The sequence below is a fragment of the Myxococcus sp. AM011 genome, from assembly GCF_013372595.1.
Classification (GTDB): Bacteria; Myxococcota; Myxococcia; order Myxococcales; family Myxococcaceae; genus Myxococcus; species Myxococcus eversor.
In genome coordinates this window covers 1-14,003 of sequence record NZ_JABXEM010000281.1, presented here as the reverse complement: position 1 = coordinate 14,003, position 14,003 = coordinate 1, and the positions used below count along the sequence as shown (strand labels likewise).

Sequence of the window (14,003 nt, the reverse complement as noted above, 5' to 3'; positions counted from 1 at the left end):
CTTCACGGGAGTGGGGTCCTGGAGTGACGGCGCCACGGGGGCGACGGTCGCGGGGATGGGCTCCGCCGATGGCGAAACCGCGACTCCGCCACTGTGCGGCGACTCGCGCGGGCTGGCCAGTTTCTGACCAGTGGGGGTGGTCATTTCATTGGTGACCTGTGGAGTTGTCTGTCTCCATCCGACCCCGAACCAGCTCCCGAGCAGGCTCAAGGCCACCCCTCCCACCAGCGGCAACAGCAGGCGTCGATAGGAATGGGGATGTATCCGTCGCGCCTGGCCCTCCAGCGTGGCGTGTCTGGGCGAGGTCCACGGCGCGGCCCGTGGGGGCGGACTCAGGATGCCCAGCACCGTGGCCCACACCTGTTGCAGCCGGGCCCGGGTCCTCGACGGAGGCTTGCGCAGGTGTGATGCCCACTCCGGACGCCGCACGCGGCGCAAGGCTGGAGACGGCTCTCCGTCCACCGAGGCGAGCGGAGGCTCCGCCCAATCGAAGAGGGGCTCATCCCAGGACCCGCCGGGTGCTCCTTCCAAGGTAGAGACCAGCGTCGATGCCAGCTCCGCGCCACTCTGGAAGCGGCGCGCGGGGTCCTTGTCCAGCATCCGATGGACCAGCGCGTCGAGCGCGGGAGGCACGCGGGGGTTCACCGTGGAAGGTGCCGGAGGCTCCTGCGAGGTGATGGCGGCGCACAGCACGTCCGCCGGCCAGCTCGGGAGGAAGGGATAGTGGCCCGTCGCGGCGCGATACAGACAGACGCCCAGCGCATAGAGGTCATCGGTGGCCACGGAGGTGTAGCGGGCATCCGGGCGACGCCAGTGACGCTGGTGGAAGCGGATGGCCTCCGGGCTGCGCAGGTAGAGCGTCCCCGGAGGCAGTGGCCCTGTCGTCAGCGTGGGCGCACCGGTGTACACGCCCGCGCCCAGGTCGATGAGCACCGGGTCTCCCTCGGGAGTCCTCAAGAGGATGTGCTCCGGCTTGAGGTCCCGATGCAGCACGTCCCCCGCGTGCAGCGTGTCCAGGGCCAGCGCCACGCGACGCAGGGTCTCCAGGAGCTGCCGGAAGGTGGGGTTGTGGTGGTCCGCCCAGACGTGGAGCGCCGGCCCGGGCACCCAGTCCATGACGAAGTAGAAGTAGCCCGTGACGATGTCCGGCCAGCGGCCACAGGCATGCACCGCGACGACGTTCGGATGCACCGCGCGGTCGAGCAGCAGGGTGAGCTCGCGCAGCGCGCGGCCCTCGGACGTGTCGCGGGCCAGCTTGAGGGCGAAGTAGCGCCCGGGCGCGTCCAGGGGCTCCACGCGATAGACGACGCCATAGCCGCCCACGCCCAGTCGCTCGATGACGCGCCAGCCGCTGGAGATGACGAGGCCCGGAGGAAGGGCGTCCGGATTCATCGGTGGGTTCCGCGTGCTCATGGTCGTCAGAGGTCTCCTGGGAGTTCCTGAACCTAGCAGGTTGAGTGCCCCTCATGAGACCTGCGATGGTGGGTCTCCCACAGGTGACGTCCCAGGCAGGGGCCGCGAGGCTCCCGGGAGACGTGCGCCCATGAGGCGGGGCCCGCCGCGCTGGGAGGGCCCGCTCCACCCCTCCAGCCCTGGAGGCCCTCAGGCTGTTCACCAGGCCTCGGCGGGGTTGTCCGCCCGGCCGCTCCCCACCCGGGGAGGCGGTAAAAGCCGTGCGCCGGGCCGTGTCTAAGGGTATAGACAGGGCCTTCATGTGTCCCATGGTGAAGACCGAAGACCTCATCGACGCCCAGGGCGTGGCCGGCCTGCTGCAGCTGCGCCACTCCAACAGCGTGAGCACCTATCTGCGCCGCTACCCGGACATGCCCCGCCCCATCCTGGACCTGGGCACGGGCCGTCCCCGGTTGTGGCTGCGGCCCCAGGTGCTGCGCTGGCTGCGCGCCCGCAAGTCGGACACGGTCCACACCGGAGTTGAGTGATGACCACCGCCAGTCCCCGTACCCCTCCCGCCGTGCTGCCCGGTCCCAATGACGTCTGCTGGTGTGGCAGCGGCTCCAAGTACAAGAAGTGTCACCGTGGCGCCGACGCCGTCGAGGCTCGCAAGAAGGGCCCCGAAGTCGCTCGCCAGGGCATCCGGCCGGGCATCATCAGCCCCCGCCGCGACGTGCCCCTGAACATCCCGCGTCCGGACTACGCCGTGTCAGGCCGTCCGCTGCGCCGGGGCGGAGACTCCGACATCAAGACGCCGGACGTCATCGCGCGCATGCGCCGCGCCTGCAAGGCCGCCGCGGAGGTGCTCCAGGAGGTGGCGGGCCACGTCCGCCCGGGCATCACCACCGACGAGCTGGATGCCATCACCCACGAGGCGTACATCCGCCGGGGCGGCTACCCGAGCACGCTCAACTACCACGGCTTCCCCAAGTCGCTGTGCACCTCCGTCAACGAGGTCATCTGCCACGGCATCCCCGACAGCCGCGCGCTCGAGGACGGGGACATCGTCAACCTGGACATCACCATCTTCCTGGATGGGGTGCACGGGGACTGCTCGGCCACGTACTTCGTGGGCACTCCGCAGCCGGAGAGCGAGCGACTGGTGCGAATCACCCGCGAGTGTCTGAACGAGGGCCTCGCCGCCGTGAAGCCCGGCCGTCCCGTCAGCGATATCGGCCGCGCGATTGAGAATCACGCCACCAAGAACGGCGTGAGCGTGGTGCGCGCCTACTGCGGCCACGGCATCGGCGAGACGTTCCACACGGCCCTCCAGATTCCGCACTACTACGAGCCGGAGGCCGACACCGTCATGCAGACGGGCATGATTTTCACCGTCGAGCCGATGATCAACCAGGGTGGCTGGGGACACCGCACGTGGGACGACGGATGGACCGCCGTCACCGCGGACGGCAGCCGCAGCGCGCAGTTCGAGCACACGCTGCTCGTCACCGAGCAGGGCGCCGAAATCCTCACGGTGCCCTGAGTCCCCGTCGAGCGAGGCCCCCTCCAGCATCAGGGGGCCTCCTCGGGCGGCCAAGGCGTTCCCGTGTCGCCCCGCGGTCCGAGCCCGACGTGTGAAGGCAGACAGTCTCCGGCTCGCGGACTTCCCGACACGAGGGCTTCATCCCTGTCGCGGAGTCGACGCCACCGCGAAATGACCTCCCAGCCTGGTCAGGATGGTGCGCTATCACGTGCGCCCTGGCCGGGGCTCGACGTGTCTGGCTTTCGCGACGCGGAGCGCTCCGACGAGGGACTGTCCACGCGGTTGTGTCGCCGGAGGCGCGCCATGGCACTCGATATCGCTGTCGACCCCCAGTCGCTCAAGAGCGTCCAGGATGTCATCCAGACGCTGGAGGGGACGTTCCAGGTGGACTTCATCCCCGGCGTCCTGAAGAAGCTGGAGGAGAAGCTGCTCGTGGAGCGCGCGGCGTTCCGCGCCAACGAGCTGACGCAGCGCTACGAGCTGGACCTCTACTTCGGACTGAAGGCCCCCGAGGTGGAGGACTCGCGGGAGCAGTTCCTGAAGGTGGGGATGAGCATCACCATCCAGCCGGAGGTGGTCTCGCGGGGGCGCAGGCCCGCGCGGTATGACGGCACGCTGGAGGTCCCGCTCACTGGCGAGGCCGTTACCCACGTGCCGTTCGCGCTCTACCTGAAGAGGAGCCTCCGGTAGCACTTTCGCTGTTCGCATCGCAACAGCAACCCTCCTGCCAGGGTGATTGTGAATTGGGTGCCACGCGGTGACAGTGCGCGTGGGCCCGTCGTGGTGTGACTTCGCGTCATTCATGGGGCCCGTGAATCCCTTCAGTCTTGAAAGGAATCGTTCCCATGAAGAGCTGGGTGACGTTGTGCCTTGTCTGTGTCGCGTCCGGCGCGTTCGCCTCGGACAAGACTCCGCCCGCCAAGACGCCTCCTCCCACCGCCGCGAAGCCGGCGCCGGAGGCCAAGTCCGCTGCGCCCAAGACGCTCACCATCGAGGAGGACAAGTCCGCCAAACAGGAGCCGAAGAACAAGAAGGTGGACACGAAGGCCACCGAGACCGCCAGCAAGCCGCAGCTGTAGCCCTGACTCGAAACCCAACGGAGGGCGAATCCATGAAGAAGATGATGGCGGGATTGTGTCTGGTCTGGCTGTGTCTGTCTCAGGGAACGGCGCAGGGTGCCGAGGATTGCATCAAGACGATGAACCAGGGCTCGGCCACGGTGAAGCTCGGATTGTATGAGCAGAGCTGTATGTCGATGTCCTGGAGCGGAGGGGTGATTACGTCGGACGTCACGTACAACTGCTGTGGTCCCAGCGCGACCATCCGCATCAACGGGACGGACTGGAATCGGCTGCTCGCCGATGGGAAGCTGGATGGCTTCCGCTACCAGAAGGCCGATACCAACAGCAATGGTTCGACCACGCTCTACTTCCGCAAGGTCGTCGGGAAGGAACTCACGAACATCCCCGCCGAGGACTTCTTCAAGTAACCGCAAACCCGTGTCCATGGGAGGAGGGCGCGTGTCTTCCTCCCGTGGCCTGCCGCGCGCGAGGCGTCGTGGACACCCACTTCCTGCATGGCTTCAGTCCCTTCCTGTTCCGCTTCTCCGACACGCTCTCCCTGCGCTGGACGGGAGCGGCGTACCTGGTGGGCTTCCTGCTCCTGTTCGCGGTGCTCCGGCGCCAGGCCGCGCGAGGTGAGGGGCCCTTCGAGAGACAGGAGGTGTCCGGCTTCGTGCTCCACGCGGGCCTCCTCGGGGTGATGATGGGCGGGCGGCTGGGGTACGTGCTCCTGCACCAGTGGGACGACTTCTCCCGGGACGGCTCCGTCTTCTTCCAGTTCAAACAGGGCGGCGCGTCGGTGCTCGGGGCCGTGCTGGGGGTGCTGGCCTTCACGGTGTACTTCGCGCGTCAGCAGCGACGCTCGTGGCTCCAGGTGACGGATGCGCTGGCGGTGCTCGCGCCGCTGGGCTTCCTGCTGGGAGCGCTCGCGGGGTTCATGGAGGGGGCGCCGGTGGGACAAATCACCTCCGTGCCCTGGGCCGTCCGCTTTCCCGCCGAGGTGGGGCTGCCCGACTTCCAGCCCGTCGCGACGCCGTCGTTCGACGTGTCCACGCTGGCGTATGCACCCGGGCACGAGGTGGCGGGGCTGGCGCGCGCGGATGCGTCCCTCCTCACGGAACTGCACCGCATCCTCCCGGCGCGGCATCCGGTGCTGCTCTACCAGGCCTTGCTGGAGGGACTGCTGTTGGGGAGTGTCCTCATGGGCGTGCGCGCGCTGTGGCGCTCGCGGCCCGTGGGAGCGTTGACCGGGCTGTTCTTCACGCTGCACGGAGGACTGGCGCTGGCGAGTCTCCCGTTCCGCGCGCCCCAGCCGAACGTGTCCTTCGTCGCCGGGTTCGAGCAAGGCGCGTTGTTTCCCGTGGTGCTGCTGGTCGTGGGCGCGGCCGTCCTCCTGAGCGTTCTGGGTCAGCGTGCGGCTGGAGTGGCTGTACCCGTCCCCGTGAAGCAGGAGGGGTGAGGGCTCACGGGGGAGAGGGGCGCTGGCCGTCTTTCGCGAGGCGGAAGCGCGCGGGCCGCAGGGCCTGCACCACGACGTGGCCTGCCTGCTCCAGGCGCAGGGTGGCTCCTGGCTCCAGGACATGGTCCCTCGAGTCCTGCTCGAAGGTGAGCCAGAGCCGGCCCTCGGTGCAGGTGAGCGACAGGCCCTCGCTTGCTTGCAGGCGCCGGCTCCAGAGCGCCCCCTGGAACAGGCGGATGCAGCCAGCCTCCGCCTCCGGGTGGGCTTCCGGCTTCAGGTGATTCCACAGCGTGCTCCACCAGCCCCGCCCCGACAGAGCGAACATCGACTCCATGGCTCCATGACCTCCTCGTGAGAGGCAACATGCGCCTCGCCACGGGAACAGAACAGATGCAGCCGATTGTCATTGTGACCGGTACAGTTCCGAGGTGGGAAACTGTACCGGTCCGGCATGAGGGCAGGTGTATCTGGTCGACGGGCGGAGGGAACGCTACCGATACGGGTCGCGGGTCGGCATCTCGACGGAGGTGGCATGGGCGCGCTGGCACACAAACCGAAGTTGTACGAGCAGGTGGCCGAGCGACTGGAGGAAGCCATCGCCGCGGGGACGCTGCGCGCCGGGGACAGGCTGCCCTCGGTGCGGCAGCTCAGCCTGCGCGAGCGGGTGAGCATCTCCACGGTGCTGCAGGCGTACCTCCATCTGGAGTCGGTGGGGCTCATCGAGACGCGGCCCCAGTCGGGCCATTACGTGCGCCGTCGCGAGCGACCTCGCCTGGCGGAGCCGCGGGTGTCGCGGCCCGCGACGAGCGCCACGCCCGTCACCGTCAGCGGGCTGGTGTCGCGCGTCTACCAGGCGATGAGGGACCCGCGCACCGTGCAGCTCGGTGGCGCGTGGCCCGCGCCGGAGCTGCTGCCCACGCGGCGACTGTACCGGGAGCTGAACGCGCTCACCCGGGAGGCGGGTGACGTGGGGGTGCTGTACGACGTGCCACCCGGGTGTCCGGAGCTGCGGCAACAACTGGCGCGGCGCTCACTGGACTGGGGTGGGGCGCTGGCGCCCGAGGACTTCATCATCACCTGTGGCGCGGCGGAGGCGATTCACCTGTGCCTGCTCGCGGTGGCGCGCACGGGGGACACCATCGCGATTGAGTCCCCGGCGTACTACGGCACGTTGCAGGCCATCGAGTCACTGGGGCTGAAGGCGCTGGAGATTCCGTGCTCGCCGCGACATGGGATGGAGCTGGATGCGTTGGAGGCCGCGCTGGAGCGGCGGCGCGTGGCGGCGGTGCTGGTGGTGCCGAGCTTCAGCAACCCGGTGGGCAGTTGCATGCCCGAGACGCGGCGTCGTCGGTTGGTGGCGATGCTGGAGGCGCGGGGTGTTCCGCTCATCGAGGACGACCTGTATGGCGACTTGCACTTCGAAGCGGAGCGCCCGCGCACGTGCAAGTCCTTCGATACGTCTGGGAACGTGATGCTGTGTGGCTCGTTCTCGAAGACGCTCGCGCCGGGGTTCCGCGTGGGCTACGTGGCGCCGGGACGGTTCCGTGAGCGGGTAGAGTTGCTCAAGTTCTCGCACACGATTGCCACGGCGTCGCTGCCGCCGCTCGCGATTGCGCGGTTCTTGGAAGAGGGCGGGTATGACCGGCATCTGCGCGCGCTGCGCCGCCATCTCATGTCCCAGGTGGAGAGCATGGCCGGGGGCGTGGCGGAGTTCTTCCCGGAGGGGACGCGGGTGGCGCGGCCGTCGGGTGGCTCGCTCTTGTGGGTAGAGCTGCCGCCGAAGGTGGACTCGCTGGAGCTGCATGCGCGCGCCATCGAAGCGGGCATCAGCATCGCGCCCGGACCCATCTTCTCCGCGCGGCCGGACTCGTATCGGAACTTCATCCGACTGAGCTGTGGTCAGCCGTGGACGCCGCGCATCGAGGCGGCGGTGTCCACGTTGGGGCGCCTGGCGCGCGGCCTCGCGTGACGGGGCTTTTAGCGCGCGAAGAGGAGGCCCACGCCCTGGCGGGACGCCTTGTCCAGGGCGTGCGTGGCCGCGTCGAGCGCGCGGGCCGGGTCTCCGCGTCGCGCGGGGGACAGCTTGCGCTGAAGCCAGGCACGGATGCGGGCGGAGCGGAGGTGGGGCTTGTAGTCGGGAGCGCCGTCGAGGTGCTCGCGCAGCCCCTCGCGAAGCTGGCGGACCTCCGCGCCTGTCCAGTAGCCGAGGGCCGGGTACGCGCGCATCGAGCCCGTGCTCGTGGGGATGTCCTGTCCGGGCATGCGGCCGACGACGGTGAAGCGCCAGAGTCGATGGATGGGCTCCGCGCAGGATGAGCCGACGACGGCCTCCGCCGCCTGGAGGTCGTACTCGCTGGGATGCAGCTGCGTGGCCAGCTCCAGGGGTTCCCCTCGCGCGTCCTTGCCCAGGTGGACCAACTCGTCCGCGAGCACGTCGAGCAGGTCCCAGACTCCGTCCTCGAGCTGCTCGGGGAGCCGGGTGAGGGTGTCCGCGCCGTGCCGGGACAGGTGGTCCATCAGCTCCAGGAGCAGGACTTCGTCATCGTCGTCCTCCGGGTCCTCCAGGCCCTCGGCCACGGTGGCGCGCATGGCCGCGAGGCGCGCGCGGGTCAGGACGCCGGCGAGTCCCTCGGAGGGAATCAGCAAGAAGGAGACAGGGGTACTCATGGGGCCCCTGTGTACACCGAGGCGCGGCGGACCGCGCGGGTTCAGTCAAACCAGACGGTCGGCGTTACACCACCTGGAGTCATTCCTGCCTCGGGTCTGTGTTGGGGGGGGCGTGTGAGGAATAGGTCCTGCCGCTCATTCATGTCATTCTTTGGACCGAAGTCCCTCTCGGACTTGCCTCGCGAAAGGTGCGGTTCATGTTCAGGCGCTACAAGTCTTTTTCGGCAGTCATTGCCTTCGCCACGGTCCTCTCCGTGGGCTGTGGCCCCATGGATGCGGAGCAGCCCGTTGATGTACCTGGTACCGGTGAGCAGTCGCTCGGCGCGGCGCTCTTCTACCATGACTTCCGCGGCGACAGCGGCGGCTCGAATAGCCAGTGCAACGGGGGAACCATTGTCTCCGAAGGCAAGTCATTGGGAGAGTGGACGACCCGGGTGGGCCTTGATACGGATGGACGTTCCGGCGGCTGTGCGCAGAAGCTGGGTATCAGCGACCCGCACGGCGAGCTTTCCGGGTTGGTGATTTCGGTCGACTTCCGTGGCGAGGACGGCTTCACGGGCGGCGGGCAGTGCGACAACCCGGGTCTGCGTTCAATCCCGGTGACCACCGGTCTGGCGTGGACGAGCGCCTGGGGAATCGACACCGACCAGCGGACCGGTGGGTGTGTCCAGTCGTTCAGCCTCGCCGGGCGCGGCGATGTCGCCCTTGATGTGAAGTTCGAGGATGAGAACTTCAACGGGCAGTGCGGGAACGCGGGGCTGCACACGATTACGTCGACCCGCTCCGCGTCCATCATCATGAACATGGATGACCGACGCGGAGGCTGCTTGCAGAGCTTCCGGCTGCGGAAGATGGTCTGCGGCGACAACGTCTGTGAATTCGGTGAGTCGTGCGAGGCGGACTGCGTCCGTTGTGGCGACGGCATCTGCAATGGCACCGAGACGGAGTCCACCTGTCCCGGCGACTGCGCCCCTCCCCCCACCGGCACCTGCGGCGACACCCTCTGCGAGTTCCCGGAGGACCCGTTCAGTTGCCCCATGGACTGCGTCCCCACCACCGGCTACTGCGGTGACAACATCTGCGACTTCCCGGAGAGCCAGTTCAATTGCCCCGTGGACTGCGGTCTGGTCACCTGCCTCCTGCCGCCCACGAGCTGCCCCTGAACGACTGAGTGCCCTTCGGGCCCGCGGGGGGGGCTCCGCGGGCCGTCAGGTCTACACCCGACTCACGGCGTTCAGCAGTTCAGGTTGATGCGGATGTAGTCCACCATCGACGAGTTCTGCATGCGGAGCTGGAGCATGTCGCCCACCGAGGTGATGGGGAGCGGCATGCACAGGAGGGCGGTGTTGCCCGGGTTCCACGTCGGCGCGAGTGCGGGCACCACGGACGTGCTGGCGATGATGGGGAAGCTGTAGGTGCCGAAGTCCGTGTCGTAGACGGTGATGGTGTCTTTCTGAGGTGCCGTCGGGAGCGCCCGGGCATGAGCGCAGAGCGTCAGCGTGCAGGACGGCGTCTGGGTGAAACAGCTCTTGAGTCCGTGCCGCAGCGTGGCCACGGTGTGGCGGTTGGACGTGGCGTCATCCAGCGTCTTGAGCTGGCTGACCGGGATGCTGTTGGCCGCGAGGAAGTTGACGAACTCGGGCATCGCCGTGGGGGCGTAGGGCAACGGGTCCGGTCCCCCGCCGAAGTTGTCGGCCGTTCCGAAGGTGACGGACATGTTCGGGGTGCAGACGGTCTGCTCGGCCTCGCCCATGGCGCCGTCATCGAGGGTGGGCTCCTCGGCGGAACCACAGGCAGTCAGGGCGAAGGGCAGCAGTCCCAGGGCAAGCAGCGAGGAAGCAGAACGGGGCATGGAGGGTCCTCCGGGTCGAGTGGGTACGGCGGCTGTGAGGCCGTGCAGGACCGTGAGGGTGCCATGGTCAGCTCGGCCCACCAGTGAAGCCTGCAATAGCGCTGGGCATGAGTCCACGACGTGGTGCATGGGCTGCTCTTCGGTGGAGCCATGCGGCAGGATGCCGCTGTGGCCGTCATGTCCAAGGACTCCCGATGAAGCGTCTTCCCGTACGTCTCGCGCTGCTCCCCCTTCTGGCCGCGCTGCTCGCGGGTGGTGCCCATGCGGCCGACCTGACAGTGACGTCGCTCACGGTCATCCCCAAGCCGGCTGCGGAACAAGCCTTTCCGCAGGAGGTCATCCAGATGCCGTTCATCACCCACGACAAGCCGGAGCTGGCCGCCAACATCAACGACAGCCTGTTCATCGGCCGGTTCAAGGCGCTGGCGCCCGTGAAGGCGGAGCCCAAGCTGCCGGCTGACGGATTCGACCTGGCGGGACTCGCCGGTCAGACCTTCAGCGTGACTCGCAACGATGCGCGTCTGCTCACGATTCAGTTCAATGCCGAGGGCTGCGGCGCCTATTGCGAGACGTACAGTGTGTCCTACAGCTTCGACATGCGGACGGGTCGCCAGCTCAATCCACGGGAGTTGTTCACCCCGGCTGGGGTTCGTGCGCTGAGCCTGCGCATGCACAAGGAAAAGCAGCGCCTCTACCGTGCGCAGGTCGCGCGACATGAAAAGGAGCTGAAGGCGTCACGCCAGAAGAAGGATGCGCACGAGACGATTGACGACCTGGAGGAGCGCATCGCGTTCAACCGCGAGTGTCTGGCCAGCGTGGACGGCGAGAGTGACGAGGTGCGCGCCAGGACGGCTTTCAATGAGCGCTGGGAGTTCAATGCGGCGGAAGCCCGCATGACCGCGGAGCGCTGCAGCAACCACGCGTCGCGCGCGCTCGATGACGTCAACACCGTCAGCCTGTCACTGCCGTATGACTCCCTGCGTCCGCATCTGACGGCCTACGGCAAGAGCGTGCTGCTGGGGGAAGGTCAAGCGTCGTCAGGCGATGTCTTTAGTCAGGTGCTGCGTGGTCGAATCGGCAAGCTGCCGATTGTGATGATGCTGGAGAAGCAGGACGACAACTCGGTATCCGGCGTGTACTTCTACGAGAAGCATCGCAAGGCGATTGAGCTGGATGGCCAGGCAGAAGGCGGGAAGCTCACCTTGGAGGAACGCGATGCGGACGGCAACCCTACGGCGCGTCTGCAACTGGAGGCTGGCAAGAACCTCCTGCGCGGTGAATGGGTGGGCAAGCAGTCCTTGCGGATGGAGCTGCGCGCGCCTTGAGGCGTCCTGACGCCCGGCAACGGCGCTGCCCCGTCCGGCTGCGTACTCCGGGCGGGGCAGCGGGGGCTGACTACAGGACTCGAGTGAGCTTCCAGTACGCCCCTTTGTTGGTGGATCTGATGGGCGGGAAGGTCTCGTTCTCGTCGAGCGTGATGACGCGCTCTTCGCTGGTCGGAGCGGGGGTGGTCGTGTTGTCCGTGTAGCCGTCGAAGGTGTAGATGCCCCGAGTCGGGCACTTCTCGCCTGTCTTGAACCGCTGTCCCACCGTCGCCATGTTGGTCTCCTCTTCCGTCCTTGTGGGACGGGTTGTCGTGCCGGCTGGCACGGCGTGAGACTTTGGAGATGTGGACAGACCCAAGCCATACCTCCCCAGAGGGAGAGAGGCTCATGAGGCCTGTCAGGTGGCGTTGGCCCTGACGAAAATCCACTTGTTGGCGGCCTCGGTCAACGGGTGGTTGATCACGAAGCGCCGGGAAGGCCCAGAGGGCGACACGCCTTCCGCATCGACCGTGGTCGGATTCCAGCTATTGGAGCCATACTTGCAAAGCAGGATGTAACTGATGGAGCCCATCTTCGCGAGCCCTCCCGCGACCTTCGCTTCCTGCCTGGTGCCGCTCTTCCAGTCGTTGATTGGATTCCCGATGTTGTCCGTGGCGCCGGGACGCTGCGTGAGGGACGACACCGCCCTGGCATCGAAGAGCTTGAGGAACACCTTGTCATTGGTCCCCGTATCGCTGCCGGAGGCGGTGGAGATGAAGACCTTGAACTCGTCATAGGCCGGCGCGGGGGCGTCCCCTTCTCGGAGCTGCTGCAAATCGAAGGTCGCGGGCGAGCGCATGGCACCGCTGCCCGAACCGACCAAGGCGTCCGGCAGCGCATACCATGTCTCGCCGGTGGTCTTGTCGGTCAACCAGAGCCCGCCAAGCTTCCATTTCGACCCGGTGAAATGGACCCTGATCTTCGCCGGCGTCCCATCCAAGGTGAACGTGAGCGGGTCGAAGATCTCGATGGAGCCCTTCTCATAATTGTTGCGCCCGCTGTCTCCACTGGCGGGCCGCTCCTTGTTGCTCACAGCTCCCGCGGCATTCACGAGCTCGATATCGACATGTTCGTCCGTGCCGTCATTGCCTGTCCCGATCAACAACTCATACGCACGCGTGGTGGTGGCCATTCGTTATCTCCGCTGACTGGTGGGTGCTGTGATTGAGCATCACGATGGCACCATGCGGAGGGTGGGCCTCACCATCGGTAAAACACCGATTGACAAAGGGCGGTTTCTCTTCGTGGCGTGCAGCTCAGTCTGTCTCGTTGGCCTGAGCCAGCAGATGGACCAGCTCGGCCACGGTGCTCACCTGGAGTTTTTGCAGGGCGCGAGCGCGGTGCGCCTGCACCGTGCTCTCGGTGAGGTCGAGCGTGGCGGCGATCTGCTTGTTGAGCAGGCCCTGGGCGTACAGGTGGCACACGTCGCGCTCGCGCGAAGACATGCCCGCCAACCGCGCCCGGACGTGCTCGCGGGCCGCGCGCCGGGCGGCGGCCTCCGCGTCCCGTACGATGGAGCGCGCGCACACGGAGAGGAGCGCCTCGGCATCCACCGGCTTGGAAAGGAAGTCCACCGCGCCCTGCTTCATCGCAGTGACCGCCGAAGGCACATCGGAGTGGCCGCTCACGAAGATGAGCGGGAGCAGAATGCCAACATCCAGGAAGGAGCGTTGCAGTGCCAGGCCATCCAGCCCCGGCATCCGCAAGTCCAATACCGCGCAGCCCCGGTCATTCGCGGAGAGGCGTGCGAGCAGCACCTCCGGCAATTCAAACGCCTCCACCACGTAGTTCGCGGTGCGCAGGATTCCGCCCAGGTAGTGCAACTGGAAGGGGTCGTCATCCACGAGGAAGACCCTGGGAGACGGGCTACTCATGAGGCCTCCTGGATGGTCAGGGGAGGCCCGCCTTCGAGCTCGGCCCTGAGCATCTTCTCCACCTCCACGAACTGGGCTGCGAGCGTCACGAGCGCCGCGCCGAGGCCTTCCAGCCGGCCCTGCCTCGCCGCCGCCTCGACCTTGGCGCAGACCTCGGACATCTGAACCGCACCGAGGGTGGCGCTGGCCGACTTGAGGATGTGCGCTTCCCAGGCGAGGTCCTTCGCGTCCCCTCGTTCGAGCGCCTCCGTCAGCCGGGGCAGGCGCCCCCGCGTGCTCTCCAGGAAGATGTGCAACAGGCCCTCGAAGAAGCGCGGCTCGCCCAGGCTCCCGATGCGCCGCAGCTTCGTGAGGGGCTCCTGCTCCAGCGAGGGGGCGGCGGCGCCGCGCGCCTTGGCCACGCGGGTGAGCACGGCGTCGAGCTGCGCGACGTCGATGGGCTTTCCGACGAAGTCATACATGCCGGCCCGCCTGCATGCTTCGCGGTCCTCCTCGAAGAGGCTCGCCGTCATGGCGATGACATGCGGCACACGCCGGCCCGCGGTGGCCTCGCCGAGCCGCGCGGTGGTCTCGAGGCCGCTCATGCCAGGCATCTGCAGGTCCATGAAGACCACGTCATAATCCTTGCTCGCGATGGCCTCGAGCGCCTCGCCGCCGCCACAGGCGAGGTCCACCGGATAGCCCAGGCGGGCGAGCTTGGCGCGCGCCACCTCCCGGTTCACGGGGTGGTCCTCGACGACGAGGACGACGAGCGGCGGGCGATTCTCGGCGAGGGTGGGAGCGGCGGGCTC

Annotated in this window: 17 protein-coding genes; 9 read left to right on the top strand and 8 right to left on the bottom strand. The window is 67.5% G+C overall.

All coding sequences use genetic code 11. The features are described from left to right. A partial coding sequence (locus HUW62_RS39040; RefSeq protein WP_176437306.1) for a serine/threonine-protein kinase occupies positions 1 to 1,413 on the bottom strand: 1,413 nt, incomplete at its 3' end. 308 nt (positions 1,414 to 1,721) lie between these two features. Here HUW62_RS39040 and HUW62_RS39035 point away from each other — a divergent pair. The 6 genes from HUW62_RS39035 (at position 1,722) to HUW62_RS39010 (ending at position 5,455) form a co-directional block, all read left to right on the top strand. Beyond that, the gene (locus tag HUW62_RS39035) at positions 1,722 to 1,940 is read left to right on the top strand and encodes a hypothetical protein (RefSeq protein WP_176437305.1); all 219 of its coding nucleotides are present in this window, start codon (positions 1,722 to 1,724) and stop codon (positions 1,938 to 1,940) included. Continuing rightward, positions 1,940 to 2,935, top strand: a complete 996-nt coding sequence (gene map / locus HUW62_RS39030) for a type I methionyl aminopeptidase (RefSeq protein ID WP_163866194.1) — start codon at positions 1,940 to 1,942, stop codon at positions 2,933 to 2,935. The genes HUW62_RS39035 and map overlap by 1 nt, the downstream gene beginning before the upstream one ends. Positions 2,936 to 3,238: 303 nt before the next feature. Continuing rightward, positions 3,239 to 3,625, top strand: a complete 387-nt coding sequence (locus HUW62_RS39025) for a hypothetical protein (RefSeq protein WP_163866195.1) — start codon at positions 3,239 to 3,241, stop codon at positions 3,623 to 3,625. A gap of 155 nt (positions 3,626 to 3,780) precedes the next feature. After that, positions 3,781 to 4,014 (top strand): hypothetical protein, encoded by a 234-nt coding sequence (locus tag HUW62_RS39020; protein ID WP_176437304.1) that lies wholly within the window; start codon positions 3,781 to 3,783, stop codon positions 4,012 to 4,014. Positions 4,015 to 4,046: 32 nt separating this feature from the next. After that, on the top strand, positions 4,047 to 4,424 hold the full coding sequence (locus tag HUW62_RS39015) for a hypothetical protein (protein ID WP_176437303.1): 378 nt from the start codon (positions 4,047 to 4,049) through the stop codon (positions 4,422 to 4,424). A gap of 68 nt (positions 4,425 to 4,492) precedes the next feature. Then, complete coding sequence (locus HUW62_RS39010) at positions 4,493 to 5,455, top strand: prolipoprotein diacylglyceryl transferase family protein (protein ID WP_176437302.1); 963 nt, start codon at positions 4,493 to 4,495, stop codon at positions 5,453 to 5,455. 4 nt (positions 5,456 to 5,459) lie between these two features. Here HUW62_RS39010 and HUW62_RS39005 read toward each other — a convergent pair whose 3' ends face one another. After that, positions 5,460 to 5,789, bottom strand: a complete 330-nt coding sequence (locus HUW62_RS39005; RefSeq protein ID WP_176437301.1) for a DUF2917 domain-containing protein — start codon at positions 5,787 to 5,789, stop codon at positions 5,460 to 5,462. A 198-nt stretch (positions 5,790 to 5,987) separates the two neighbouring features. Here HUW62_RS39005 and HUW62_RS39000 point away from each other — a divergent pair, with 198 nt between their 5' ends. After that, complete coding sequence (locus HUW62_RS39000; protein WP_163866200.1) at positions 5,988 to 7,424, top strand: PLP-dependent aminotransferase family protein; 1,437 nt, start codon at positions 5,988 to 5,990, stop codon at positions 7,422 to 7,424. An 8-nt stretch (positions 7,425 to 7,432) separates the two neighbouring features. Here the strand turns inward: HUW62_RS39000 and HUW62_RS38995 are convergent, their stop codons facing one another. Then, a complete protein-coding gene (locus tag HUW62_RS38995; RefSeq protein WP_176437300.1) occupies positions 7,433 to 8,122 on the bottom strand; it encodes a hypothetical protein in 690 nt (229 codons plus the stop codon). A 197-nt stretch (positions 8,123 to 8,319) separates the two neighbouring features. Between HUW62_RS38995 and HUW62_RS38990 the strand changes: the two genes are divergently transcribed. Further along, complete coding sequence (locus HUW62_RS38990) at positions 8,320 to 9,285, top strand: hypothetical protein (protein ID WP_176437299.1); 966 nt, start codon at positions 8,320 to 8,322, stop codon at positions 9,283 to 9,285. Positions 9,286 to 9,356: 71 nt separating this feature from the next. Here the strand turns inward: HUW62_RS38990 and HUW62_RS38985 are convergent, their stop codons facing one another. Next, on the bottom strand, positions 9,357 to 9,974 hold the full coding sequence (locus HUW62_RS38985; RefSeq protein WP_163866202.1) for a hypothetical protein: 618 nt from the start codon (positions 9,972 to 9,974) through the stop codon (positions 9,357 to 9,359). 194 nt (positions 9,975 to 10,168) lie between these two features. Between HUW62_RS38985 and HUW62_RS38980 the strand changes: the two genes are divergently transcribed. Beyond that, the gene (locus tag HUW62_RS38980; RefSeq protein ID WP_163866203.1) at positions 10,169 to 11,299 is read left to right on the top strand and encodes a hypothetical protein; all 1,131 of its coding nucleotides are present in this window, start codon (positions 10,169 to 10,171) and stop codon (positions 11,297 to 11,299) included. A gap of 70 nt (positions 11,300 to 11,369) precedes the next feature. Here HUW62_RS38980 and HUW62_RS38975 read toward each other — a convergent pair whose 3' ends face one another. The 4 genes from HUW62_RS38975 to HUW62_RS38960 all read right to left on the bottom strand — a co-directional run. Next, a complete protein-coding gene (locus HUW62_RS38975) occupies positions 11,370 to 11,573 on the bottom strand; it encodes a YjzC family protein (protein WP_163866204.1) in 204 nt (67 codons plus the stop codon). A gap of 123 nt (positions 11,574 to 11,696) precedes the next feature. Beyond that, positions 11,697 to 12,470: a hypothetical protein gene (locus tag HUW62_RS38970; RefSeq protein ID WP_163866205.1), complete on the bottom strand. Its 774-nt coding sequence runs from the start codon at positions 12,468 to 12,470 to the stop codon at positions 11,697 to 11,699. Positions 12,471 to 12,594: 124 nt separating this feature from the next. Beyond that, positions 12,595 to 13,212, bottom strand: coding sequence for a response regulator transcription factor (locus tag HUW62_RS38965; RefSeq protein ID WP_163866206.1), 618 nt, complete (start codon positions 13,210 to 13,212; stop codon positions 12,595 to 12,597). Next, positions 13,209 to 14,003, bottom strand: a 795-nt coding sequence (locus HUW62_RS38960) for a hybrid sensor histidine kinase/response regulator (protein WP_176437298.1), incomplete at its 5' end; no start/stop codon positions are given. The genes HUW62_RS38960 and HUW62_RS38965, both read right to left, overlap by 4 nt.